The organism is Parabacteroides gordonii MS-1 = DSM 23371 (assembly GCF_000969825.1).
GTDB classification, from domain to species: domain Bacteria; phylum Bacteroidota; class Bacteroidia; order Bacteroidales; family Tannerellaceae; genus Parabacteroides; species Parabacteroides gordonii.
Map to the genome: position 1 here is coordinate 3,318,928 of NZ_KQ033919.1, position 26,030 is coordinate 3,344,957.

21 protein-coding genes and 1 riboswitch are annotated in these 26,030 nt (G+C 40.6%); of the genes, 17 read left to right on the plus strand and 4 right to left on the minus strand.

All coding sequences use genetic code 11. The annotated features are described in order from the left end of the window. The first annotated feature begins 547 nt into the window (after positions 1-547). From HMPREF1536_RS12505 to HMPREF1536_RS12565, 13 genes are all read left to right on the plus strand, one after another. Positions 548-1,891, plus strand: a complete 1,344-nt coding sequence (locus HMPREF1536_RS12505; protein ID WP_028729864.1) for a hypothetical protein — start codon at positions 548-550, stop codon at positions 1,889-1,891. Between the two features lie 221 nt (positions 1,892-2,112). Continuing rightward, entirely contained in the window at positions 2,113-3,411 is a 1,299-nt protein-coding gene (locus tag HMPREF1536_RS12510; protein ID WP_028729863.1) for a fimbrial protein, read from the plus strand. A gap of 45 nt (positions 3,412-3,456) precedes the next feature. After that, on the plus strand, positions 3,457-4,359 hold the full coding sequence (locus tag HMPREF1536_RS12515; RefSeq protein ID WP_028729862.1) for a FimB/Mfa2 family fimbrial subunit: 903 nt from the start codon (positions 3,457-3,459) through the stop codon (positions 4,357-4,359). A 20-nt stretch (positions 4,360-4,379) separates the two neighbouring features. Continuing rightward, complete coding sequence (locus HMPREF1536_RS12520) at positions 4,380-6,311, plus strand: DUF4906 domain-containing protein (protein WP_028729861.1); 1,932 nt, start codon at positions 4,380-4,382, stop codon at positions 6,309-6,311. Positions 6,312-6,329: 18 nt separating this feature from the next. After that, positions 6,330-7,397: a fimbrial protein gene (locus HMPREF1536_RS12525; RefSeq protein WP_233426405.1), complete on the plus strand. Its 1,068-nt coding sequence runs from the start codon at positions 6,330-6,332 to the stop codon at positions 7,395-7,397. A gap of 32 nt (positions 7,398-7,429) precedes the next feature. Then, a complete protein-coding gene (locus HMPREF1536_RS12530; RefSeq protein WP_028729859.1) occupies positions 7,430-8,833 on the plus strand; it encodes a fimbrial protein in 1,404 nt (467 codons plus the stop codon). A gap of 278 nt (positions 8,834-9,111) precedes the next feature. Then, on the plus strand, positions 9,112-10,179 hold the full coding sequence (locus HMPREF1536_RS12535) for a hypothetical protein (RefSeq protein WP_028729858.1): 1,068 nt from the start codon (positions 9,112-9,114) through the stop codon (positions 10,177-10,179). Between the two features lie 49 nt (positions 10,180-10,228). Then, positions 10,229-11,695 carry a hypothetical protein gene (locus HMPREF1536_RS12540; RefSeq protein ID WP_028729857.1) on the plus strand — a complete coding sequence of 489 codons (1,467 nt, stop codon included), beginning with the start codon at positions 10,229-10,231 and terminating at the stop codon, positions 11,693-11,695. Positions 11,696-12,014: 319 nt separating this feature from the next. After that, positions 12,015-12,407 carry an HU family DNA-binding protein gene (locus tag HMPREF1536_RS12545; RefSeq protein ID WP_028729856.1) on the plus strand — a complete coding sequence of 131 codons (393 nt, stop codon included), beginning with the start codon at positions 12,015-12,017 and terminating at the stop codon, positions 12,405-12,407. A 42-nt stretch (positions 12,408-12,449) separates the two neighbouring features. Next, the gene (locus HMPREF1536_RS12550; RefSeq protein WP_028729855.1) at positions 12,450-12,899 is read left to right on the plus strand and encodes an HU family DNA-binding protein; all 450 of its coding nucleotides are present in this window, start codon (positions 12,450-12,452) and stop codon (positions 12,897-12,899) included. Positions 12,900-13,159: 260 nt separating this feature from the next. Continuing rightward, positions 13,160-13,714, plus strand: coding sequence for a DUF3575 domain-containing protein (locus HMPREF1536_RS12555; protein WP_028729854.1), 555 nt, complete (start codon positions 13,160-13,162; stop codon positions 13,712-13,714). Positions 13,715-13,722: 8 nt separating this feature from the next. After that, a complete protein-coding gene (locus HMPREF1536_RS12560) occupies positions 13,723-15,210 on the plus strand; it encodes a DUF3868 domain-containing protein (protein ID WP_028729853.1) in 1,488 nt (495 codons plus the stop codon). Between the two features lie 57 nt (positions 15,211-15,267). After that, entirely contained in the window at positions 15,268-15,636 is a 369-nt protein-coding gene (locus tag HMPREF1536_RS12565; RefSeq protein ID WP_369800797.1) for a hypothetical protein, read from the plus strand. 102 nt (positions 15,637-15,738) lie between these two features. Here HMPREF1536_RS12565 and HMPREF1536_RS12570 read toward each other — a convergent pair whose 3' ends face one another. Genes HMPREF1536_RS12570 through HMPREF1536_RS12585 form a run of 4 tightly spaced genes read right to left on the minus strand, consistent with a single transcriptional unit; the run spans position 15,739 to position 20,328 of the window. Beyond that, positions 15,739-16,380, minus strand: a complete 642-nt coding sequence (locus HMPREF1536_RS12570; RefSeq protein WP_028729851.1) for a thiamine diphosphokinase — start codon at positions 16,378-16,380, stop codon at positions 15,739-15,741. Positions 16,381-16,408: 28 nt separating this feature from the next. Continuing rightward, positions 16,409-17,470, minus strand: coding sequence for a PDDEXK nuclease domain-containing protein (locus tag HMPREF1536_RS12575; protein ID WP_028729850.1), 1,062 nt, complete (start codon positions 17,468-17,470; stop codon positions 16,409-16,411). A gap of 60 nt (positions 17,471-17,530) precedes the next feature. Then, positions 17,531-18,124 carry a nicotinamide riboside transporter PnuC gene (pnuC, locus tag HMPREF1536_RS12580; RefSeq protein ID WP_028729849.1) on the minus strand — a complete coding sequence of 198 codons (594 nt, stop codon included), beginning with the start codon at positions 18,122-18,124 and terminating at the stop codon, positions 17,531-17,533. 5 nt (positions 18,125-18,129) lie between these two features. Then, the gene (locus tag HMPREF1536_RS12585) at positions 18,130-20,328 is read right to left on the minus strand and encodes a TonB-dependent receptor (protein ID WP_028729848.1); all 2,199 of its coding nucleotides are present in this window, start codon (positions 20,326-20,328) and stop codon (positions 18,130-18,132) included. A gap of 62 nt (positions 20,329-20,390) precedes the next feature. After that, positions 20,391-20,507, minus strand: a riboswitch (TPP riboswitch). 186 nt (positions 20,508-20,693) lie between these two features. On the opposite strand from HMPREF1536_RS12585, the gene rimP reads away from it, so the two are divergent. From rimP to HMPREF1536_RS12605, 4 genes are read left to right on the plus strand one after another with little or no spacing between them, the layout of a single operon-like run. Beyond that, positions 20,694-21,161 (plus strand): ribosome assembly cofactor RimP, encoded by a 468-nt coding sequence (gene rimP / locus HMPREF1536_RS12590; RefSeq protein WP_028729847.1) that lies wholly within the window; start codon positions 20,694-20,696, stop codon positions 21,159-21,161. A gap of 9 nt (positions 21,162-21,170) precedes the next feature. Further along, positions 21,171-22,436 carry a transcription termination factor NusA gene (gene nusA / locus HMPREF1536_RS12595; protein WP_028729846.1) on the plus strand — a complete coding sequence of 422 codons (1,266 nt, stop codon included), beginning with the start codon at positions 21,171-21,173 and terminating at the stop codon, positions 22,434-22,436. A 23-nt stretch (positions 22,437-22,459) separates the two neighbouring features. After that, the gene (infB, locus tag HMPREF1536_RS12600; RefSeq protein ID WP_028729845.1) at positions 22,460-25,510 is read left to right on the plus strand and encodes a translation initiation factor IF-2; all 3,051 of its coding nucleotides are present in this window, start codon (positions 22,460-22,462) and stop codon (positions 25,508-25,510) included. Between the two features lie 2 nt (positions 25,511-25,512). Further along, positions 25,513-26,004, plus strand: a complete 492-nt coding sequence (locus tag HMPREF1536_RS12605) for a CvpA family protein (RefSeq protein ID WP_028729844.1) — start codon at positions 25,513-25,515, stop codon at positions 26,002-26,004. The last annotated feature ends 26 nt before the right edge of the window (positions 26,005-26,030 follow it).

The following is a 26,030-nucleotide window of genomic DNA, read 5'->3' on the forward strand; positions in this document are numbered from 1 at the left end:
GTGCTTTTTTGAGCCATTATTATATGCTGAATAGCATATTTCTTTTCTGGAATGCTTTTCTTGGGTGGTGTGTTTTAAATGTCATAGGGAAAAGAAATCGCTTTGTTATCAGGCATAGATATAGGATTTCACAAAGAAAAAACATGAAAATGAAAACAACGTAAGATTTTGTCTGGCAATATGATAACATCCTGCTTTATTACAGCCTCATAAAAACAAACATACTTGACTAGCGATCCATATAGCTTCTGCAGTTATGGGTAAAAATAACATTTTGCTAATTGTAAAATCAATGCTATAAGATATTTTCACCCATCTTTTGAGAGCAACGCACATGTTCTTAAAAATCTATTTTTTGCCTTAAAAAAAGATTTAGAGTTTTACCTATTATTATTGAGACTGATACCTATCCGCGGTTTTTCAGGGCGGCTATACCTTTGCATTGTCATCAGGAAACAAATTATCGTATAGGGTAAAAGTGATAATTCTCCCGAGGCTAAAACTAGTATTTATTAAACGTATTATATAACTTCTAAATTTTAAGAATATGAAACTAAGAAATTTATTATTCGGTACAATGATCGCATGTGCGTTCGTTGCTTGTTCAAATGATGACGATCCTATTGACAATGGGGGAGGAAGCAGTAACCCGGAAGGTAAAACGTTGTTGCAGGTAAAACCTAATGCTATCACTACAAAGGCTACAGCAGCAGGTAAAGATTTTTGGGTTTATGTAATTGATGCTAATGGTAATATTGTTGGCGAAGGTAAGGCTAATGAACCATTTGAGTTAACGGATTCCAGAGCAGAAGGGAATGTGGAGATTATTGTATTGAAGAATATGCCTTCTTCTATGGGAACTCCACAGAAGAAGTCTGATCTTTTTAAAGAAATAGCATTTTCTAACGCTGAAGAAAGTGATGCAACAAATTCACAAAATACAGCAGTATATAAAGTAACCATTATGCGTGGGGCTATTAATAAGCTAGGATATGATAATGTTGCAACTCCAGGTGTAAATTATTTGGACGGCAGTAATGAGCCCATTCCTGCTTTTCGTAATGTTGCAATGATTAACTTGCAAACTATTTTAATTGACAATAATTTTATTCAAGGGGGAAAAGTGAAATATACAAATCCTCAGTTGGAAATAAAGGAAGCTTTTATTCTAAATGCAAGAAACGCCTCAAATATGGCAAGCCAAGCAGTTTTAACCCGTTGGGCAACAACAGAAAATGCAAATGGAGTATATTGTAATGGGATTGGCTATGACGATTACTCCAAATGGGTTGATGAAGCTGAAGCAGAAAATCAAAAAATGTATATAGATAAAATTACTAAAGATAATTATAAAACTCTTGTTGCTGAGAATTGGAGTACAAGTAATATATGTTTTAACGGTTATCGTAGAGGGCTATATAATCTAATAGAGGAAAAGTTGGTTAATCCAATTATAAATATGACTGATGTTCCGACTTCAAATCACTGGAATCCTGAGCATTCAGCTACATTTTGGACATATGAAAATACTAATACAGAAAATCCTACATTGTTGGTTGTAAAAGGAGATTTTAGTTATGATCAGGCAGCAGGAACAGTTGATAATCCAGATGCAGTAAAGCGAGTTACTATGGAAAATAGATACTATACAATCAAAGTTGGTGAAAATATTTCTACTGGAAGTGGCCTTAATCTTCTTGATTTTGGAATTACTTCAGTTAGTGATATAGTCGGAATACGTAGAAATATAGCATATCAAGTTGAATTGACAGTGAAAGGGCCGGGATCGAAGAATCCTCTTTTCCCTGGTGAAGATGAAAAAACTTATATGGACGCTAATGTTGTATTGGTTGGATATGGAAATGTAGAACAAAAACCATCAATCGACTAATATATTATTAATAAGGATAATATATAGCCCTCGTTTTAACGAGGGCTTTTTTTTACATGGTTTACTATTATTCGTTATTTATGTAATAAAACCAGTGTAATCCTCTCATTTTTCCTATTGATACATTTGTCTATTAATAAAGATAGCCACACCTATACCCCTTGTTTTCCATATAATATACCTTTGTAACACCTAAGGGTAAAATAAATATTTAAATACATATGAAACCAATTAGTTATATCTTATCATTAGCTTCAGTCTGCATTTTGTTTGCCTGTGGAAGCGAAGATACTCCGGATAATGTTTTACCTCCTGTTATTGAGCCGGATGCAACATTGTCTTTGTTGGTCAATACTGGAGAGAAAGCTCAATTAAAAGCTATGACAAAGGCCGGTGATACTGATTTGTCAGTAGATGACAACAAGATTCTCAGATTAACAGTCGCTGTATTTAATGCGGGTGCTTACGATGGGCATGATATGGGAGCATTGGAGACAATTAAAACAGAAACGGCAGTTTCTGGCCAGTCTATTAGTCAGGTTGAAAATGTGGAAGTAAAATCAGGGCCGGTAAAAGTCCTGATATTAGCAAATGCCCCGGAAAGTTTATTAAAGGAATTCAAGACTGTTACTGAGGGAAAAGGAGATTTTTCTACAATTAAAGATTTCCTAGGAGAAAAAGCCAAAACAACAGGCTTGGAAAATGAAATTAATGTTACGGCAAGTAGTGAGTTGTATGATATAACCGCTCAACGTGGAATGGTGAATTGTATGGGTTATACACAAGAAGAAGTTTCCGGTAAAAATGGCGTATCTGTTTCTCCATCTGCACTAGGTGGAAGTGCAGTACCGCTATACCGTAATGTATCCCGTGTCCTTTTAAATAAAATCATATTTGAGCCGAAAAGTGAATATATTGACGCTTCTCTGGCTATAGAAGGAATCTATGTTGCAAATGCAAAATCGCAATCATATCTCGCATCTGAAATAAAAGGTAGAGGTTCTGTAGAAGTTGCTGATATTGCAGCTGATGACTTTTACTGGTGCGGTGCTTTTGCCGACGTAGCTGGTGCATTGAAAGAAGGAAAAGCCCAAGAAGTTGCTAACTTATTTTATGCACCGACAGAGGTAACATTAGATAAGAATACTAAAACACATGAAGGTGTAGGAGATGCTCCTATCGGTAGACCTTTCTACATCTACCAGAACCAAACAGGCAAAAAACATACATTATTGATTGTTTACGGTACATTCAAATATAAATTGAATGAAGATGATTCAGAATACCAAACACAACAAAGTTTTTATACGGTGATTGTGAATGAGCCAGGAAAAGGATCTTTTGGTTCAGGTTCTGAAGAACATGACTATGTGACTCGCAATTTCAATTATAATATTGAGTTGACAATTTCCGGATCAGGTTCAACTGAACCTTACGATAAAGCAATTTCATCCAATCTGAGTGCATCGGTGAAAGTATTGCCGTGGAATGTAAAGATTATTCATGAAGACGTTGAATAAATATAGGGTAAACAAAATACATCCAACAGGAAAAAATTAAACATTATGAAACGTATATCATTTATAAAAAAACTCTTGTTTCCGGCACTTTGCTTATGTGCCTTGGTAACCGGTTGCATCAATGAAGATTTAGATGAGTGTTACAAACTTCGGTTGAAAGTCGTTAATCAAAACGGGGAGGATATTACTCCGTCCGGTTATGTGAAACATACAGCTTTATACATTTTTGATGAGAAACTGAACTATCTGGAAACCCGTCAATTAGATGAATCATTTATCACTTCCCGTGATGAGATTGTTTTAGATAATTATCCGGCCAGCCGTAAGCTGAACATTGTTGCCTGGGGTAATTTGAATGTGTTAGGAGAAAAACAAGATGTATCCGAAGCGCAAAAGATCGAGGATCTGAAAGTCATGCTTAAAACAACAGGAGAACAAGCCAGTCAACCGGATAGCCTTTATTTTGGTATCGAACAGGTACAAACAAAATCCGGAGGTATTACTGAGAATAAAGAAGTTGTTATTCACCCTAAAACCGGATCGGTGACGGTTCAAACGATTAATTTGCATTATGGATTAAGAAAATATAATATTCCCGAAAATGCGGAGTGTGATTTTGCGTTGAACAAGACATTAAGCGGTTTTGATTACCAGGGTGAACAGATTGGTGATAGTGTTTACTATCAATTGAATGCAACCCGCTATAGTGGGGTTGATTATAAAACAAACGAACGGCAGAATGCTTGCCTGGGTGAAAAGATGGGGGTATCTCTATCTACTAATGGTGAAGTTTTTCTGACTGTGGATAAAGACGATAATGGGAATGAGATAAAGACTTCGCCCAGTGAAAATACATTTGTTCTTCTTCAATTTGCAGAGGATGGAAACCTGTCTGTCAAAGTACAGGTACGTCCTTGGGGAGGTGTGGATGATCATATTGAATTTTAACCTTCTAAAAGAATAGAAATATGAAATATCTAAGATTAAACATACAGCTATTATTTGCATTTGTTCTTATGCTGGGGCTTTTTTCCTGTACGGATGAAGATGCAGTAGACAATGGCAAGAAGGAAATAAAAGAAGGTTTACCGACAACAGTTACTTTAAAACTGACTTCAGCTACTCCGATGGTGGTGGAGACGAAGACAGAGGATAGTAATAGTAAATTCGGAATGATAAATGATTTGGCTATATTGGTTTACAAAGCGGAAACGAGAGAGTTGGATAAAGTTACTTACGTTTCTGGTGTAAATGCTAAAGAATGGAATGGCTCTTTTAATGCGACGACTGGAAGTAGGCGAGTTTATGTTCTGGCTAATTCAGGATTAGGAGAAGCCGGTATAAAAAGCTCTTATAGCCGAGAAGATGATTTGTTAAATTCAGGGCTGATAGATGCAGGAACGATAACCCCCGTAGGTAACGAAAAGATGTTAGGGTTTGTTCATACAAGTAACAATTTTGGAAACGAATTATCCTCAGCAGAAGAATCTGCAACAATTGGTATTCCAGAGAGTAACGGTTTTAATCCAGTTGTATCTCTTTATTCTCGGTTATATCCGCCGTATTCAAAGATAACATTTACGGTAAAGAATGAGGTTAAGACCGATATGTCGGAGAAAGTTCAATTAAGCATAACTAATGTTTATGTAAGAAATCTTCCAACAAAGTATTCTTTATTGCCTATTGAAAATATTTTACAGACAAGTGGCACTGATGTATATTCTGAAAAAGTAGAACAAACAAGTGAAGGGGAAGATGCATATGTATTTTATATGTATGAAAATCTGCAAGGGACTATTAATGAAGGTAACGGCGATCCTAAATTGAAATCTCCTTTCAAAGGAGAGTACCCTTCCAATAATTCTAACCCCAGTGAAAATTATGAAAGCTGGAATACAAAATGGGCGACGAAAACTCCGTGTACATATATTGAAGTAGAGGGTACTTATGCTATTTGGAAATCAAATACTCAATATGGCGCAGGAAAGATCCATTATCGTTTTTTCCTGGGAGCAAACACTGTCGATAATTTTGATATTAAAAGAAATACGCATTATAAAGTCGAATTAGCATTTACTGGAATTGCTGGTTATGATGAATTGAGTTATGAGTGGAGAGTGAATGCTCAACTCGAAGATGTTACTATTGTTCCGGAAGGTATTTTGGAAATCGATGGCTCTCCTGATTACTGGTTTCCATTCGCGGTTATAAATGGAAGCGACAAAAAGGTGGATATAACTACAGATCAAGGAACAAGTAATCTAAAAATTCAATACTTAGTACCAGGAACATCTGACTATGATCCTTATTGGAGCGATGCATCACAGATACAAGGGATTGGCAAGCACTCCTTTACAGAGTATCATATTAAGGCGAATGAGTTTGGTATAATAGGTTCTGCTGGATATGATAGTGATGAAAATCGTTTTATCGATGATAACGGGAATTCATATTCGCGAGTAGCTGATAATTTAGACAGAAGAGATGAAATCCGTCAGGGATTGATTTACCTTAAAAGAAAATATGTCGTTAATACAGTTCCTTCAACTGACTATTATATTAAGATGTACCCCTTATTATGCTTGTCTGAATCCTCTGGAACTTCAGAAAGCAATACAGTTTACGCTCAGCGTTTTGATCGAAATGAAGGTTTAGTGGATGAAAAAGAAATGAGAAAACTATGTTCCGGAAATTATGTGAGTAATGGTAACATGTATGTTTTACCTCCTAGATTGCAAGATTTAAATCTTATGATAGAGTATGAGACTTATGCACCTTTTAAACCTAAATCAGAAGGACCTTATTGGACTACTGAAGGTCTTTATTATTGGAGAAATAATAGGGCTGAGAAGGCTTTTGAGTCTAAAGGCTACGTTCGTTGTGTATATAGAAAAAACTAAAATACTGAAATGAAACAAATGAAAAATATATTATTTTGTGCAGGGCTTTCTTTATTGGCATGTTTGTCTTGTTCCAAAGACGACAACAATAACAACCCTGAATCGTTGGCTGATGCAAAGTTGACAGTTGAGATCAAAGCAACAGGAACAAAAACGAAGGCTTATAATCCTAACGACTTGAACGAGTTGGAAGGGGAAGCCAACATAAATAATTTGGCGGTTCTTATCTTCAGTGAAGACGGTTCAACTGTTTTTGGTCGGAAATGGGAAGCTGTTCAGGCAGAATATACTGCTATGCTCACCGATGTGCCGGCTGAAGCTGCTAAGGCTCGTATTATAATTGTTGCCAATGTGCCTGAAAGCCTGATTAATGGAGTAACTTCTTATGATGGTTTTCAAGAGGATATGGTAGATTTAGCATCCCAGTCGCAAACAAGCCTGGCTATGAGTAGCCGGGTGATCGCTACCGAAGAAGCGTTGATTGCCGATGATAATTATCTGGGTTATGAATCAATGGGAAGTGATAATGTGAATGGTATTTTTTCACCGATTTTGTTAACCCGTATACCGGCCAGGGTCGATCTGGTTAGTTTGGAAACAAATTTTGCCGGTAGTCCTCTGGAAGGTCGTTCCGTAAGAGTGGAGACTGTTTCTCTTATAGATATGAAAACCCGTTCGCATTATTTCAGTGCAGGAGAATGGGGGGCTGTAGAAGTGCCAGGCAATCAGGGCAGTTCATCGGTTGTGACATTAAATACTACGATCAATGATGTAACGCCGGTTACAAATACGCCATACTCACATTATGTAATGGAGAATATGGATACAGAAAATCCTACGCAGATTGCTATAAGAGCAACTTTGTTAGCTACAGAAACGGCATCGGCTCAAACAAAAACATTTGTTTCTACTATCAACTTGAACGGGATTGATAAAGGTTACGGTCATAACTTGATCAAACGTAACTATGTTTACCGTTTGTGGATAACCTTTGGTAAGAACAGTTTCGAACCAAATACATATTTGGATGTGGCTGTCGAAGTTGTAGGTTGGGGGCCTGTCAATCAGGATGTGGTAATCGATTAATATACAAGTGAAAAAATAAAAAAGATAAAGATATGAAGTTCAAACATTTATTATTAGCCTCTTTGGGTGTTTGTGCATTTGCTTCCTGCTCGGATAATAATGCTCCCAAAGAAATTGAATATAAGGATTTCGATGCACAGTTGTCGATCAGTGCTGTACCTATGAATGAGGTAACGAAAGCTTCAGAGGTAAACCCCGGAGAAGATGAAACCGGAACAGTCAACGAACAGTATGTCCATACATTAACCGCCTATGTTTTTAATTCAGTTGATGATAGTTATGCCGGAATGGGCACAGCGACAGCAAAGGATAATACATCATCAGTTGATCGCGTTGAAAATATATTGATAAAAGTTAAGGCCGAAAAAGCAGGTGATATTTCGACATCAAGCAAGTTTAAAGTCGTTTTATTGGCGAATGTTAAGTTGGAATCAACCCCTGTTAAACTTTCAGATCTGGCTTTTTTTACAGGGATAGAAAATTATTCATTTGAAGGTGTAAAAGCAGGAAATACATATTTACCAATGGGTAGTAAGGTTTTTGAAATATCAAATCTTGCAGCGGGAGTGGATTACAATAACTGGGTGAAAGGTTCTTCTATTGAATATACAAAGAAAGAATCGGGGAAAAAATTGGTTCCTTCTGATGGTTCAGTGGCAAATGCTCCTGAAGGTAATAAATATGAAATATCAGAAGATGACCGTATTGCTTTGACCCGTTATGTTGCTCGTGTACAGTTGGAGACATTGAGTGCTGATTTCACAAATGGGAATGAAAAGGCTGAATTCAAATTAACAAAGGTTCATTTGGCTAATGTTAGCAATGCTTCGAAATATCTGGGTGATAATTTCCAATATGTAATTGGAGGAGATGAAACTGTTGGAAGTTATGATCAGAAAAATGCATTTATGCGTGGTGGTTTTGATTTTGATCGGGTCGATTATTATTTGGCCGCTGGTGGGAAACTATCTTCTTTGACTAAAGACTATTCGAAACAAAATATTGTTCTCAAAAATAAAAATACTATCAAGTTTAATGATGCAACAATTGCAGAGAACAAAAAAGCAGATTTACCTGAAGATGCCCCGGAAATGGCACAATTATATGCTTTTGAATTAGATGGTTTTAAAATAGGTAAAGATACCGAAGCAAAAGCAGAGGTTGAAACTGCTGATATATATACATCATTAGTACTTGAAGGTGAATGGACGAATGCCGGAGTACAAGGCTCTAAACGTTATTTTCGCATTCCGATTAAACATGAAACAAATATTTATGGTGTAAAACGAAATTATATATATAAAGTAAATGCAACCTTGACAGGTGAAGGTACAGATAATCCTGATAAGTCAATGTTAAATACATTTGTTAGTTTCAGTATTTCCGTACAAGACTGGCATGTGAAAAAGCAGATAGAAGATGATGTAAACTCATAAACAGAGGAACTTTATAAAGGAACCGGAATATAGGACGTTTTTCCTGTATTCCGGTTTTTTGTTATGTTTACCGTCAATTTTAATCTGATTGCCTTTATTAAAGATAAAAGTCTTGAATATTCGTAAGGATAAAGGTGTTTCTATCGCAGAAAAGGGTGTCTCTATCAATCTTACAAAGTGGTATTTTTACCCCTTAAAGATGAAAGTTGTACCTATCGCCACCTCTTTAAAATCACTCTACTTTTGTCATATCGAAAACAAAGAAAAATTTATTCGTTATGACACTGAAAAATATATTATCCATCTTAAGCTTTTTATTTATAGCTGTTGCATGTTCTATGGAAGATGAAGCTCTTCCATCTTCTGATACAGAAACTTCCGTAGAAGCTCAGGAAGTTATGGTAAATGTTAATTTAGCTATGAATGGTATTTCTACTAAAGGTGAAGCTTTGGATGATGGAAATGTTGCTCCTGCAGGAAAAGAAAGTGTGGTATCTTCTGCTGTTGTAGCTTTAGTGAATGCTGAGGGGAATATTATGATGATAAGAGATGCGGTAAGTCAGATTGATTCAGACAACACTCTTAAAGATGTCAAGTTTTTAGCTAAGGTTGCTGATGGGGTTAAAGCTATTGCTATTGTAAATACTCAAAAAGCTAGTGACTATTTGAATTGTAGAACATTGACCGATTTGAATACTGTTTTAGAAACTACAGCGAATCAAGAATATTTGGTTAAAGTAGGAGAGAAAAATGATATTTTTAAAGATTATAATGAAGGTAAAACGTCTACTAAAGACTTGAATACGTTAAATATTGAAATACCCGTTACTCAGTTGGCTGCTCGTGTTGATTTGATGGGGATAAAATATACAAAAGAAAGTGTAGAGAGTGAAATCAATTCTGTGAAAATTATTTCCGCTCAATTGATAAATGTGAATAACAATAGTCTTGTTTACAATACGCAGAATAATACGATGAGCGGTTTAGAAGCAGCTATAAATACAAAAAGTAACGGTCGCTCTGAAACTTTAAATATTGATTTACAAGAAAGTGAATGGAGTGGAAATGATCCTTATGCAGCTGAAGTTGGAAAATCTCTTTATACAGACTATTCTTATACAAATACAACTGTAGACAGTCCTGTAAAGATACAGATTACATATTCAGTGAATGGTGAGGCTCCAAAAACTGTAGATGTAACTATTGATAATGGTTCTGTAAAAGCCGGTAATTTGTATCGTTTGTATATTGGTATGAAGGTTAAAAATAACGAAATAAAGACAGAGGTTGTCTGTTATACAAAAGACTGGATCAAGGAAAATATCAATATAGAAATAAAAGATTAAGAGTAATATTAGAAAGTATAGGTGTATAATAGTATAAAAGATATATATCATGAATATTAAAAATATAATAGTAGGAATTTCTTTAATTCTTTTTGGCTTGTCTTCTTGTTCGGAAGAAACAGCAATAGATGAATTGAATGAATCGACTTCTGAGGTTCAAATCATTCTAAGTTCAGTACCGGCAATAACAAAAGCAGGTTCTCCAGAGACAGAAAAACCAACAGATTTTGAATTAAAAGTTCAAAATTGTGTGTTGGGTATTTATGATAAAACAGAGCAGAAATGGATATCAACGCAGTTTATTTCGTCATTAACTGAGGATAAAGATAAAACATATAAAGTCGCTTCAAGTTTGAAATTAATGAATAACCATGCCTATACAGTAATGGTTATTGCAAATGTTGATGAAATAAAGAAAGAGGCCTATGAAGCGTGTAATAGTTTCAAGGCTTTTGAGTCAATAAAAGAGGGTACAAAGGAATATGCTTTTGATGCATCTAAGTTGTTGAAATATGGTAAAATTGAAAATTTTGAAGTATCATCTCAAAATAAGAGAATAGAAGTCCCTTTGGATATACTTGCTGCACGTATCGAGTTTGTAATAAATGTGAAACAAACAGATGTGAAATTTGAAGAAACCTATTATGAAATGGGGACAAATCTGAAATTGGATATTGAAAAGAAGTATTCAGTGGAAGAGGTTCTAGAAAAATTTGAAGCAGCTGGTCTAGTTAGAAATGAAGATATTTTCCCTTTGGAAAATTGGAATAGTCTTCCTGCTGGTGTTAAACCTCCCCAAAGTAATGAATTATATTATGGAGACCGTCCGATTATTTCTTTTCAAGGTAATGGTCCTAAAGGTGTTTATATTCGCAATTATAAAGCGATACGTGTAGATAAATACATGGGAAAGACAATAGAGATTGATAAAATTTTTATTGGAAATATAAGAACGCAAGCGATTGCTGTTCTTCCATATGAAGAAAATAATATGAGTAATTTACTGGAATATGATAAAATGGATTATAACAATATAACTAGAAAATATTCATTTTATACATATGCTAAAGGAGTAAAAACAAAAGAACCTTTACAGGTTTCATTCTCAGGACACGTAGTGAAAAAATATATATTGAAGAAGACTGCAGTTACAACTGACTGGTTCGTATTTGCGGATGTATATAGTCCAAAGATTTGGGGTAGTACAGGAAGTGAGGGAATTAAAATGGAATCAGGGTGGAAAGGAAGTAATACTGTGTTTTTTACTACTATGGGGAATTGGAAAGATGATGATTCTTCTATTGATATACCGGATGAAGAATCAATAGGAAGTGAATTGGGTAGTTATAATAATTCTTTTTCTATAAAGGGGAAGGAGTCTGAAATGATTGAATTCGGTCATTTATATAATGTAACAGCAACGATCACTGATTTTACACCTCAAAGTACTGGAACGTTGAATGTTTCGATTCAGGATTATAATACTGTAACAGTTCCAGGATTCGGATTCAATTAGAAATAAAATTAAGCTATAGACTCCGGTTGATATCTGTCAACCGGAGTTTTTTGTAAATTTTTCAACATAAAGTACCCGAATAGTTCCACATCCTTCCATAGCTTCCTTTGCCACCGAAGCGCCATCCTATCTTTGTCTCATAATCGAGAAACAAAGGTAGGATGGCGTTGCTGTTTTGATAGGGTTTTATCGGTATTGAGCGTAGTTTGACCTCTTTGGCCCTACTTTACCCTACTTCACCCTCATATACCGCATTATAGCGTTTTCATCAGAACAGCCTGTCATACCTTTGTTTCGTAATCATTAAAACAAAATTAGTATGGCATTAAAGTATGTAGTAAAGAAAACAGTTTTCGGGTTTGATCAAACCAAGACACCGAAGTATGTAGCCCGCCCTCTGCCGGCAGGTACGGTTGGTTATCCTGCTCTTTGCGATCAGGTAGCCAAAGTGGGAGCGTTGGCATCACGCAGTATGGTAATATTAGTTCTTGAGAGTTTGTTCGAAGTGTTGGAGGAGAATCTGACTAATCATTTGTCGGTGAAGCTGGGAAATTTCGGCACGTTGCGTCCGAGTTTCAGCAGTAAGTGTCAGAATGAAGAAAATGAGGTGAATGCAGATGTTTTGTGTCACCGCAAAATAATTTTTACTCCAGGCGCAGATTTCAAAAGAGTACTGAGTAATGTCAGTGTCAGGAAATCCGAACAACGATAAGAGTGTAAGATCTTTTTTATAATCATTTAATAATAAATTATCATGGGATTAAAGTATGTAGTAAAGAAAACGGTTTTCGGTTTTGATAAAACCAAGACACCGAAGTATGTAGCCCGCCCTTTGCTGGCAGGTACAGTGAATTATCCTGCTCTTTGCGATCAGGTAACCAAGGTAGGAATGGCACCGCGAGGTATAGTGAAAATGGTGACCGATGGTCTGATCGATGCGATCCGTTGGAATCTGGAAAACCATTTGTCGGTGAAGCTGGGTGATTTCGGAACCTTCCGTCCCGCTTTCGGCTGCAAAAGCCAGGAAAATGAGAAGGATGTGAATGCAGAATCTTTGCGCCACCGCAAAATAATCTTCACCCCGGGTGCTTATTTCAAAGATATGTTGAGTGACGTAAGCATCCAGAAATTCGAAATCCCCAAAACCGACGAAACCGGTGGAGGAGAAGGAGGTGGTGAGGACGATCGCCCGGTGATTGAATAACCTCGGATTAGTATCAGGCACGGACCGTATATCGGTTCCGTGCCTTTTTTGTTGGCTTAGACCTGTGGTGTTTCTCTCTTGAATCCTCGATAGAAGCGGTATTCTTATCAATCAGTGGAAATATGGTAGATTTACCCTATTAAGTTGAAAGACTTGCCTATTATTGATAGTAATTCAAATATTTATCTTTGCAGTCGTTGATAATCTTTCTTTTTGTGTAGATTTGCATGATTGAAGAATAATATAAAATTACAATGTATATGAAAAAAGTACTTTTCCTCTTTTTGCTTCTGGCAGGTATGACGAATGTCTATGGACAGAAGTTTGCGGTGAAGTCTAACTTGCTGTATGATGCCACCGCTACCATTAACCTGGGAGTGGAAGTGGGATTAAGCAAAAAGTGGTCACTGGATCTGTCCGGTAACTATAACGGTTGGATGTTGGGAGACGATACCCGTTTTAAACACTGGTTGGTACAGCCGGAAGTGCGCTACTGGCTGTGTGAAAAGTTTAACGGACATTTCTTCGGAGTACACGGACATTATGCCGATTACAACGTCGGCGGAATTAAGTTCCTCGGAGAGAATATGGAAAACAACCGTTATCAGGGAACCTTGTACGGCGCCGGTCTTTCTTATGGCTATCAGTGGCTGCTGAGCAACCGTTGGAGTATGGAAGCGGTTATCGGTGTAGGTTGGGCACATCTGGATCATGACAAATATCCTTGTGCTGTTTGCGGAAACCATACAAGCAAATCGAAAGACTATTTCGGTGTGACGAAAGCCGCTCTTTCTTTTATCTACTTTATTAAATGATCGGGACAATGAAGAACAGAATAAATATCTATATGGTAGCTGCTGTGTTGGCTGCAGGATCGGTAAATACGTTTGCACAAACAGCAAAGAGCCCGATCAGCGTATCATGCAACGATCTGATGCAGAAAGGTGATTCTCTTTATATCGATGCAACGATCCGTGTGCAGGGAGATCTGATCGAATCGCGTAAATCGCTGACGCTGACTCCGCTGCTGGAAAGTTCAACTCAGAAAGAAGGACTTCCTTCTATCTTGCTGAACGGTAAAAATCGTCAGAAAGTTTATCAGCGTGAGATTGCGTTGAAGAATCTGCAGGATGAACCACGTTATAAAGTGCTTCGTGCCAGGGATGCGGCCGAGCATGTCATTCCTTATAAGATGGCTGTGGCCTGGGAGCCGTGGATGAAGGATGCCCGTTTCGTACTGGCTCAGAATTTATGCGGTTGCGGAAAAGAAGAGCCTGTTAGCCCGTTGGTTATTGCCGACAAGATCCGTATGGCACCGACAAAACGCTACGAAGTTCAACCAACCTTGGTGTATATATCACCGGAAGCGGAAACGGAAAAACATCGTGCCGAGGTGGGTACGGCTTATCTGGATTTTCAGGTGGGTAAATCGCAGATATTACCGGACTTCCGTAATAATGCAGCAGAATTGGCGAAGATCGACCGGACGATCCGGACAGTCACCTCCGATAAGAATATCACTCCGAAAGGAATCTTCCTGAAGGGATATGCTTCTCCGGAAGGTAGTTATGCAAGCAACCAGCGGTTGGCGGACGGACGTGTGAAGGCATTGCGTGATTATATCCGTACACAGAATAACTTCAGCCTCGATTTCTTTACACTGGCTTCCGAGCCGGAAGACTGGAAAGGTTTTGAAGAGAAAACGAAAGCCGATATGGATGTTCCGGCACGTGACGGGGTACTGGCTATTATCAGCAGTAATGATGAACCCGACCGGAAAGAAGCTAAATTGCGTGCTTTGCAAGGTGGAGCGGCCTATCGTTATGTATTGAATAATATTTTCCCGTCATTACGTCGCTCTGAATACCGTATTGATTATACCGTACGTGAATTCACCGTAGAAGAAGGACGTGAAATTATCAAGACGCGCCCGCAGCAGTTGAGCCTGAGCGAAATGTTCGCTATAGCCAACAGCTATGAAACGGGTAGTAAAGATTATAATGATGTGTTTGATGTGGCTGTACGCATGTACAGTTCGGATCCTGTGGCGAACCTGAATGCCGCAAATATATCTATAGGGAAAGGCGATTACGCAGCTGCAAAGAATTATTTGTTGAAAGCAGGTGATTCGGCTGAAGCAATTCATGCCCGTGGTGTTCTGAAATTAATTGAGGGTGATCTGGATGGTGCTGAAACTCTTCTGAAGCAGGCAAAAGCCGCAGGTGTGACAGGTGCTGCAGACAATTTGAATGAATTGCAGAAAAAAAGAGAGGATAATGCCCTTTTTGATAGTTTCAACATACATAATTGATTGGTTTACCATGTATGATTTGAAAGAATTAGGCATACTTTTGTATCAGATTGAATCATGAAAAAACAAACGAATAATAATATGGAATTTACATCATTAGTTGAGAACGTTTTAGTAAACGAGATTGACAACCAGAACGGAGTACATCTCTATCTGGAGGGAAATAAATGGTGTGCCTATGAACGTTCCGCTTATTACCTGGCACAATTAAAAGTACCGGTGGTAATAAAAAAGGAAATTGTTCGCGAAGGCTATGATGTGATCCTGTTGAAGGCTTTTTTTGAAGTAGACGACATGTGTTTGCCTCTTGCTCCTAAAACAGTCTTGAAACAAGTTGCTGACGATAAGTTATTATTTCAGATAAATGATAACATCGATGGTTTTCCTGAATGGAAGGCTTGGCAGCTGAATAAATTACCAGCATAACGTAAGACCGTGAGGTTTTAATATACTAAGTTGTAAAATTGAGGGTGTATTAAGTCCCCGGAAGTGAGTGGTTTCCTTCCGGGGCATTTTTTTTATTGACGGTTATGCCGGAAGAGGGGTTTGGAAATAGACGATCAACCGGGCATCGGAGGAGAGGGTGAGCGTGAAGCTTGTTCCCAGGGCTTCGTTGAGGGATCCTTGCCACCAGGCTGTCAGGCGCCGGCGGGTAATAGGCCAGCGCAAACCTTCGGTGGTTATTTCTCCGCAGGGATACATGGAAAAGATCGATATTTGCTGGCCGGGTATGCTTGGCAATGTGGCTGTTTGCAGTACGGGGATGAAGCGTCCGTAATCGGAGATCATTTCTACTGTTTCGAACAGGGGGGAGAAATCAGTCAGGAGAGATATGTTTCCCAGTGTATGGTCTTCCCGCAGCCCGGTTGCTCCCAGGATCAGTAATTTTTGATAGCCGGAAGAATGGGCGAACCGGACGGCTTTTGTCAGGTCGTTTATTTCCTGGTCTTCCACCACATGGATACGGTCGGCGTATCGTTCGAGCATTTCCGAAGGGATGCTGTCGAGGTCGCCAACGATGGCCGTCGGTATCAATCCCCGTTCATGCAGATTTTGTACAGCCCCGTCGCAGGCAATGATAACGGGGGTATTCTTCAAAAGTTCCAGCGGCCAGGTTGTCTGCGGAAAACTTCCGTTAGCAACCACTACACAATCATAAGGTGTTATCATTCGTTTTTATTCCTTTCTTTATTATTGTTTATTCTTTTAATTCAGCTTCTATTTCTTCAATAGACGGGAGACTTCCTTTGAAATTATCAGGGAATAGTCTGGTGAGTTCATACTCTGATACTCCTATAGGTTGATTGATTCCTTTTAATGAATATTCGGCTATAAAACTATCTTTATTTTTGCATATTAAAAGGCCTATCGTTGGATTATCGGTTGGATATTTTAATAAATCATTCACTGCTGTCAGATAGAAACTTAGTTTTCCGGTGTACTCTGGCATGAAATCAGTGGCTTTTAACTCAACAACGATATAACAACGTAATTTTAAATGATAAAAAAGTAAATCAAGATAAAATTCTTTGTCTCCAACTTTTAATGGTACTTGTCGCCCTACGTAGGCAAAGCCAGCCCCTAGTTCTATTAGAAACTTTGTTATATTATCGGTTAGCGCATTCTCTAACTCTCGCTCTTTATAGTTGTTTGTAAGCGTCAGGAAATCGAAATTATAAGGATCTTTTAGTAGTTGTTGAGCCAAATCGCTTTGAATCGTTGGTAATAAACGGGAAAAATTTGAGATGGAATGTCTCGTCCGTTGAAATTCTTGTTGTTTGATATGTGTATCTAGCATACTGCGACTCCAACCGTATTCGATGGTTTTATGAATATAGAACAGAGCTTCTTCTATTGATTGGCATTGAGCAATGATGCGGAGATTATGCCCCCAAGGGATTTGGGATACTAAATCTTGAATATTTAGTGTGTTCTCTAATTGGCCAACAACTTGTTGGCCAATTGTAATATGCTTATAATAAAATAAATACCACTGTTTTATATATTTGATATTGCTGATAGAGAAACCTTTCATATCAGGAAACTCTTGTTGCAGATCAGAGCTTAATTGTTTGATCAACCCATCGCCCCACTGTGATTGTTCTTGCTTGGAAACAATTTCCTTTCCTAAATCCCAATATAAAATGATTAATTCGGTATTAACTTTCAGTGCAGCCTTGATTTGACTGTTTCGAATACGATATTTAAGGTCAATAAGCCATTGTTTGTATTCGAGATCGGATTTAAGAATTGTGTTCATAAGGTTTTGTTATTAGTAAATTTGTTTGATTTCACAAATGTAGAGGTTATTTTCAATATTTCATATTTGTTTTGTATTTATTCCTTTTTTTATCCATGTAATGTAACCGACTATTGCTAAAACTGCGTAGCAAATATACAAAAACATTGTAGGGTAAAGGCCCCGCAGGTAATAAAGATATACCGAGACGAAGTTTACGACAACCCAGAATATCCAGTGCTCGATGATGCGGCGGGCCAGCATCCAGGTGGCGACGATGCCGACTGAAGTGGTGAAGGCGTCGCCCATCGGGATGGGAGAGTCGGTGAAGTTGTGCAGCACGTAATAGAGCAGTCCGTAGATGGAAAGGATAGCCAGGGCTATCCCTCCGAATAACGGCCAGGTGATATGGCAATACAGGATCGTTTCGGAGGCAGGTTTTTCCTTATCCGCCGTTTTATCTGTCTGCGCCCATTTCCAGAAACCATAGATGCTGATCGCAACATAATATATGTTCAGCCCCATGTCGGCATATATTTTCGAGAAGAAAAAGACAAAGACATATACCAGGGAGGTGAGGAACCCTACCACCCACATGGCTTTATGCTGCCTGATTTCCAACAGCAGGTAAAGTAACCCGGTTATGACTCCGAAATATTCCAGTATTTGTTCCATTGTTTTTAAAATTTGAAGGTGACGCGCGCCATCGCACTGGTGCCTGCCTGGGTGAAATAACCGTCGTCCTTTTTCAAGGTTCCGTTCTCGATATAGGAGTATACCCAGGCATTCGTTTCATATTGTTCGTTGAAAAGATTGTTGATCGTTACATCCACACCGATTTCCTTAATGAATTTCGGTTTGAAAACATATCCAACACGCAGGTTGTTCACGAAATAAGGATCGATCGAACGTCCTTTGTCGGAGGAATTGTCGATGTATTGACGGCCGACAAACTGCGAATTAAAGCTGGCGGAGAATCCTTTCAGGTTGAAGTCGAACATGCTGTTGGCAATGATACCGGGTGAGAAAGCGATATCGGTTGTTCCCAGATATTTGCTGTTCTGGCCTCCGGTATCCCAGTTGTCTATATATTGGGTGAAGTTTTTTATTTTGTTGCGGCTTAGCGTAACATTCCCGTTCCAGTCGAGCCAGTGGGTGATGCTTACGCCACCTGTCAGTTCGATACCCATGCGGTAACTGTCTTTGATGTTGGTGGTCAACGCTTCGCCAATTTCGCTGATCTTTCCGGTCAGGATCAGTTGATTGTTGTAATCCATATAATAGAGGTTGGCTCCTACGCGGAAGCGCTGGTTGCCGAAACTGTAGCCGGCTTCGTAGTCATATAAAGTTTCATGGACGGGACGTTCGTCGGGGGCGGCTTCCGTGAAGTTGTCGCGGTTCGGTTCGCGGTTGGCTACCGAGAAAGAGACGAATGCGTTATGTCCTCCATGCTGGATATTGATGCCGGCTTTCGGGTTGAAAAAATTCCAGTATTTATTGACGTGGACGTTTTCACCGGCTTTGTCGTCGCTACCCTTAATGGAATAATGGATGCCACGGTATTGTAAGTCGAGGTATCCGTTCAGCCAGGGGAGTATCCGGTAGTTTGCCTTTACATAGGCATTATAATCCAGTTTGTTACCGGTATTACGGTAGTACTCGAAATCCGGTTCCGGAAGTGCTTCGCTGTTCTTTACCCACATGACACGGCCGAAGTGATCGCCCGTATATTTGTTAACGGCCGAACCGAAGCTCATCTGGAGGCGTTCGGCACGGTAATTGGCACTGTAAACGGCTCCGTAGAAATCGTTGTCCAGCCATTTACGGCGAACGAGATCGGAACGTGTTATTGTATCTCCCTTTCCGTTGATATAAGAGCTGAGTTTGTAGGATTTGAATTTGGCATCGGCCTTATAATCTTCGTAATACCCCTCACCGTGCGTATAGTGGAGGGTCAGGCTCATATTCCATAAATCACCCAGACGCTGGCTGGCCATCAGGTGATAGTTTTGCTGCCAGTAATTATCTGTTTGGTTATTGTAGAATTTAGTGATGCCGTTCTCGGTGTATTCACCGCATGGATTATAGGTGCGGTCGCTTTCCAACAGATAGGAGGGGACGCCTGTCCATGCCTGGTATGTTTTTTCCACGTTGCCGAAAGTCTGGAAACGGATCAACGTGTTATCTCCGTAATAAGCTGCGGAGCCAAAGTAGGAGTGCATGTTGGCCGTTGCCCGGTCGATATACCCGTCACTTTGGATATTGGAATAGCGGGCGTCGAATACGAAATGTTCATGGAGTAGTCCTGTTCCTGCTTTGACGGAGTTTTTTACGGTTCCGAACGAACCCGCAGAAATAGCGTATTCCGCATAAGGCTTCAGGTCGGGTTTCTGTGTCTGCATGGCGACGGTGGCACCGAAAGAGGCGGCTCCGTTGGTGGATGTTCCCGCTCCGCGCTGTATCTGTATGTTGTCGACGGAAGAAGCGAAATCGGCCATGTTCGCCCAAAAGACGGTATGCGATTCGGAGTCGTTGACCGGAACGCCGTTGACGGTGATATTGATACGGTTGGCATCCGTACCACGGATACGGAAGCCGGAGTATCCGATCCCTGTTCCGGCATCGGATGTCATGATCACGGAAGGTGACTGGGAAATGAGGTAGGGAATCCCCTGTCCGTCATTCTTCCGGGTGAGTTCTTTTTTTGATAATTCACTGTAAGCTACTGGCGTACCTTTGGCTACCCTGGTGGCTGTGACCACCACTTCGTTTAAAGATATATCACGGGAAATTTTGAGAGAATCGACAGGCTCGGGACGGTTTCCCGCTGCTGCGAATGAGGCCAGAGATCCGGCACAGATAATCAATACACTTTTCATCCTTTTGTCCTTAAAGTTTAAAACCTGATAAGTGAATAGGTGAGGTGTGTTGTGTGAAGAAGTATACCATGTTTTACAATTCCCTTCGCCGGCATTATCCGTATCAGGTAATATGGGTATCATCTCAGCCTGCGGTACGTTCCATATCCAGAACGCTGCAAGCACCCCCTTGTATTCGGAATGCAAAGGAACGGAAAAAACCGGAAGATACCAAATGGCCGGCCGGGATGATGATTTTCTTCATTTTCTTATAAAAAGATAGATTTTATTTGAAAACTCGCTGATTATTTGTATATTTGCGGGCGATTAAGCGAAGATGAGGAGGGGGCGGGTAGTCCCCTTCTTTTGTTCTTAACAGTATGTTTATGATTGAAAAGGGAGTAATAACTCAGTTGGTTGAAGAGAAATTGGCTTCTTCCGACAACTATTTAGTTGACGTGGTAATTAAACCGGGAAACCTTATTATTATTGAGATAGATAATGATGAGGGTGTTTGCATCGACGATTGTGCAGCATTGAGCCGGTATGTGGAAGAACATCTGGACCGTGAGGTGGAAGATTTCGAACTGGAAGTCGGATCGGCAGGCGTTACTTCTCCGTTCAAAGTGCTTCGTCAATATGTGAAGAATATAGGAAACGAAGTGGAAATGTTGCTGAAAAGCGGCGTGAAACTGACCGGAGTATTGAAATCGGCTGATGATAACGGGGTGGTAGTTACCGTTGAAAAACAGGTAAAACCCGAAGGGTCAAAACGAAAAGTTACCGTTCAGGAAGATCAATCCTATACATTCGATGAAATAAAATATACAAAATACCTAATAAGATTCAAGTAAAGAAAGATTATGGCCAAGAAAGAGGAAACAATCAGTATGATTGACACCCTTGCGGAGTTCAAGGAGTTGAAAAATATAGATAAGGATACGATGATCAGCGTATTGGAAGATTCCTTCCGTAACGTAATCGCTAAAATGTTTGGTACGGATGAGAATTATGACGTAATTATCAACCCTGAAAAAGGTGACTTCGAGATCTGGAGAAACCGCATTGTCGTGGCTGATGACGAACTGGAAGATCCGAATCTGCAACTAACGTTGACCGAGGCCCGTAAGATCGATGCCGACTGTGAAGTGGGTGAAGAAGTGACTGATGAAGTCTTTTTCGCCGGTTTCGGACGTCGTGCCATCCTGAACCTGCGTCAGACGCTGGCTTCAAAAATTCTTGAATTGCAGAAGGATAGTTTATATGCTAAATATAAAGACAAAATAGGAAATATTGTAGCAGCTGATGTGTATCAGGTGTGGAAGAAAGAGATCCTGTTGCTGGATGACGAGGGTAATGAGTTGCTGCTCCCGAAAACAGAACAGATCCCTTCCGATTTCTACCGTAAAGGGGAAACCGTTCGTGCGATTGTACAAAAGGTGGATAACTACAATAATAATCCGAAGATCATTCTGTCGCGCACAGATAAAATGTTCCTGCAGCGCTTATTTGAACTTGAGGTTCCTGAAATTAACGACGGCCTGATCACGATCAAGGCTATCGCACGTATCCCGGGAGAAAGGGCAAAAGTGGCTGTTGAGTCGTACGACGACCGTATCGACCCGGTAGGTGCCTGCGTAGGAATGAAAGGTTCCCGTATCCACGGAATTGTCCGTGAGTTGAGAAACGAGAACATCGATGTAATTAACTATACATCCAATGTATCGCTGTTTATCCAGCGTGCATTAAGCCCGGCGAAAATTTCCTCCATACGAGTGAACGAAGAAGAACATAAGGCAGAGGTTTATCTTCGTCCTGAAGAAGTTTCATTGGCGATCGGTAAAGGCGGTTTGAATATTAAACTGGCCTGTATGTTGACTGAATACACGATAGATGTATTCCGTGATGTGGAAGGAGCTGATGAGGAAGACATTTATCTGGATGAATTTACAGATGAAATAGACAGCTGGGTAATCGAAGCATTCAAAAATATCGGTTGCTACACGGCGAAGAGCGTTCTGGCTATGAACCGTGAGGAATTGATTGAACGTGCCGACCTTGAAGAGACAACAGTCGACGAGGTACTCGCTATCTTATCTGCCGAATTTGAAGATGAAAGTCAGGAATAAAAAGTATTACGACAAAGTTAGATATGCCCATAAAATTAATACAAGTACAAAGAAAATTAAACGTAGGGATCAACACGGTTGTTGAGTTTCTACACAAGAAAGGTCAGCCTGTTGAGGAGAATGCGAACCCCAACACGAGGATCAGTGATGAACAGTATGCTTTGCTCGTAAAAGAGTTTGGAAAGGATCTGCCTGATGGTGGCTTTGAACGTCCCCGTGTGGTAGAACGTCCTCACAGAGAAAGAGATAAAGAAAGAGAAACTACTTCTGTGAAAGAAGAGAAGACCTCGGAAATTAAAACAGTGATCCCGGAAGAGTTCAAGCCCAAAATCGTAACGAAGGGCCACATCGACCTGGATGGACAGCATAAAAAACATCAGGAAGCTCCTGAAGTGAAAGAAGAACCGGTTGCAGCTCCGCAACCTACCGTCATACAGCAACCTAAAGTTGTACAGCAGCCGCCTGTTGTAGAACCGCAACCTGTTGTAGAAAAAGCTTCTGCTCCTTCTCCTGCTCCTGAAGAAAAACCTGTGGAAGCCCCTGCCAAACAGGAAAAGCAGGAACCGGTTCATGTGGAAAAACCTGTGGAGAAAAAAGAAGTAAAAGAGATAGTTGTGGAAAAAGAAAGAATCGAAGAGAAAAAACCGGAGATTATCAAGAAGCCGGAAACGACGACAAACTCTTCTGAAGAAGTGAGTAATACGACTGCTGAAAATCAGTCTTCGGCTGAATCGGAAGAGGATAGCCTGTTCCGGTTGAATACTCCGAAGTTCGAGTCGAATATCAAGGTGACCGGTAAGATTGACCTGAACGCCTTGAACCAGTCTACTCGTCCTAAGAAGAAAACAAAGGAAGAGAGACGGAAGGAACGTGACGACAAGCGCGACAAGTTCAGTAACAACAACAGACCCGGACAACCGGGATTCCATAAAGGTCCGAAAGATCCGAATGCCAAACCGGGTGCACCGGTGAAGCCCGGAGCTCCTGTTAAGCCGGGTGCACCTGTTAAACCGGGTGAAGCCAGCGCGGATGCTAAAAAGAAACGTAACCGTATCAAGAAGGATCGTGTCGATGTAAACAATACGCCGGGTACGAACTATAGCCGTCCGGCTAATCAGGGCGATCGCAAGCCACGTCTGAAAAAGCCTGTAAAAGCTGAAGTAAGCGAGGAAGATGTACAGAAGCAGATCAAAGAAACCCTGGCTCGTTTGACGAACAAGGGTAACAAGAATAACAAGGGTGCCAAGTATCGTCGTGATAAACGTGATGCCGCCGTTAAGCGCGAACACGAAATGATGGAACAGGAGGAAATGGAAAGCAAGATCTTGAAGCTGACCGAGTTTGTTACGGCAAACGACCTCGCCAACATGATGGACGTTCCTGTAACGAAGGTCATCGCTACTTGTATGAGTATCGGTATCATGGTTTCCATCAACCAGCGCCTGGATGCTGAAACAATTAATATCGTAGCCGACGAGTTCGGTTTCAAAACAGAATATGTCAGTGCGGAAGTGGTGGAAGCCATCAATGCCGACGAAGAAGACGATAACGAAGAAGACTGGGTAGCACGTCCGCCTATCGTAACAGTGATGGGACACGTCGACCACGGTAAAACTTCTTTGCTGGATAATATCCGTAAAGCAAACGTTATTGCCGGTGAAGCCGGAGGTATCACACAGCACATCGGTGCTTACAATGTGAAACTGTCCAGCGGACGCCGTATCACCTTCCTGGATACTCCAGGTCACGAAGCGTTTACCGCCATGCGTGCCCGTGGTGCGAAGGTGACCGATATTGCTATCATCATTGTAGCAGCCGACGATGCCGTGATGCCGCAGACCATCGAAGCGATCAACCATGCTTCTGCTGCCGGTGTTCCTATCGTGTTTGCTATCAATAAGGTGGATAAGCCTCACGCTAATCCGGAGAAGATCAAAGAGGAACTGGCAAATATGAACTATCTGGTTGAAGACTGGGGGGGTAAGTATCAGAGCCAGGAAATCTCTGCCAAGAAAGGCATGGGTGTGGAAGAGCTGCTTGAAAAAGTATTGCTGGAAGCAGACCTGCTGGATCTGAAAGCTAATCCGAAGAAACGTGCCGTCGGTTCGATCATCGAATCGTCATTGGATAAAGGACGTGGTTATGTATCGACCGTGTTGGTTGAGAATGGTACGCTGAAGATGGGCGATATCGTATTGGCCGGAACACACCACGGACGTATCAAGGCTATGTTCAACGAACGTAACTTGCGTGTGGAACAGGCCGGTCCGTCAGAACCGGTATTGATCCTGGGTCTGAACGGTGCTCCTCAGGCCGGTGATACATTTAATGTATTGGAAACCGAGCAGGAAGCACGTGAAATCGCTACCCGTCGTGAACAGTTACAGCGTGAATTGGGTATCCGTACCCAGAAGATGCTGACACTGGATGATATAGGCCGTCGTATTGCGGTTGGTAACTTCCAGGAACTGAACGTGATCGTGAAGGGTGACGTGGACGGTTCCGTAGAAGCCCTGTCCGACTCGCTGATCCGTTTGTCTACCGAAGAGATCCAGGTGAATGTTATTCACAAGGCTGTCGGTCAGATCTCCGAATCGGATGTTGTATTGGCGGCTGCTTCGAATGCCATCATCATCGGTTTCCAGGTTCGCCCGTCTGTACAGGCTCGCCGTAATGCGGAAAAAGATGGTGTTGAAATCCGTCTGTACTCAATCATCTACGATGCGATCGAAGAGGTGAAGAGTGCAATGGAAGGTATGTTGTCGCCGGAAATCCGGGAGGAGATTACCGCTTACGTGGATGTTACCCAGGTATTCAAGATCACAAAGGTCGGTACGGTTGCCGGTTGTGTGGTTAAGGAAGGTAAGATCAAACGTACGAACAAGATCCGCCTGATCCGTGACGGTATCGTAATATATGCCGGAGAGCTCGGTTCACTGAAACGTTTCAAGGATGACGTGAAGGAAGTGGTAGCCGGTTTGGATTGCGGTTTGAACATCAATAACTTTAATGATATTCAGGTGGGCGACGTGATCGAGTCTTACGAAGAAACAGAAGTTAAGAAAACTCTATAACCATGAACTGGTTAGACATTACATTGCTATGTCTGGCAGGAATTGGATTTGCGAAAGGCCTGTTTGATGGAATGATCAAACAGGTTGTTTCGCTTATAGCCCTCCTTGTTGCCATTTTTTTCTGTGCCAAGGCGGCTGCCTGGTTGAGGGGATATATTGTCGCCCTGGGTTGGTTTCCGGCCGAGGGAGTAACGGTACTCAGTTATGTGGCCGGGTTTATCCTGATCCTGGGATTTGTCTTGTTGGCGGGGGAGCTCGTACACAGGGTGGTCGGGGTTACACCGCTCAGTGTATTAAACCATCTGGCCGGCGGTCTTCTGGGTCTGGGGCTGATGATCGTTTTTGTCAGTCTGTTGCTGAATATACTCGAAGGTATCGACCGTGGTTCGGTGCTGATTCCGCGGGAAGCCAAGGTAGAATCCCGGTTCTATCATTCAGTTAAAGAAATAGTTCCAACCATTTACCCCGGAAATCTGTTTTCATGGAAGGAGTAAATGGTTTGTTTTAAATATTAATATAT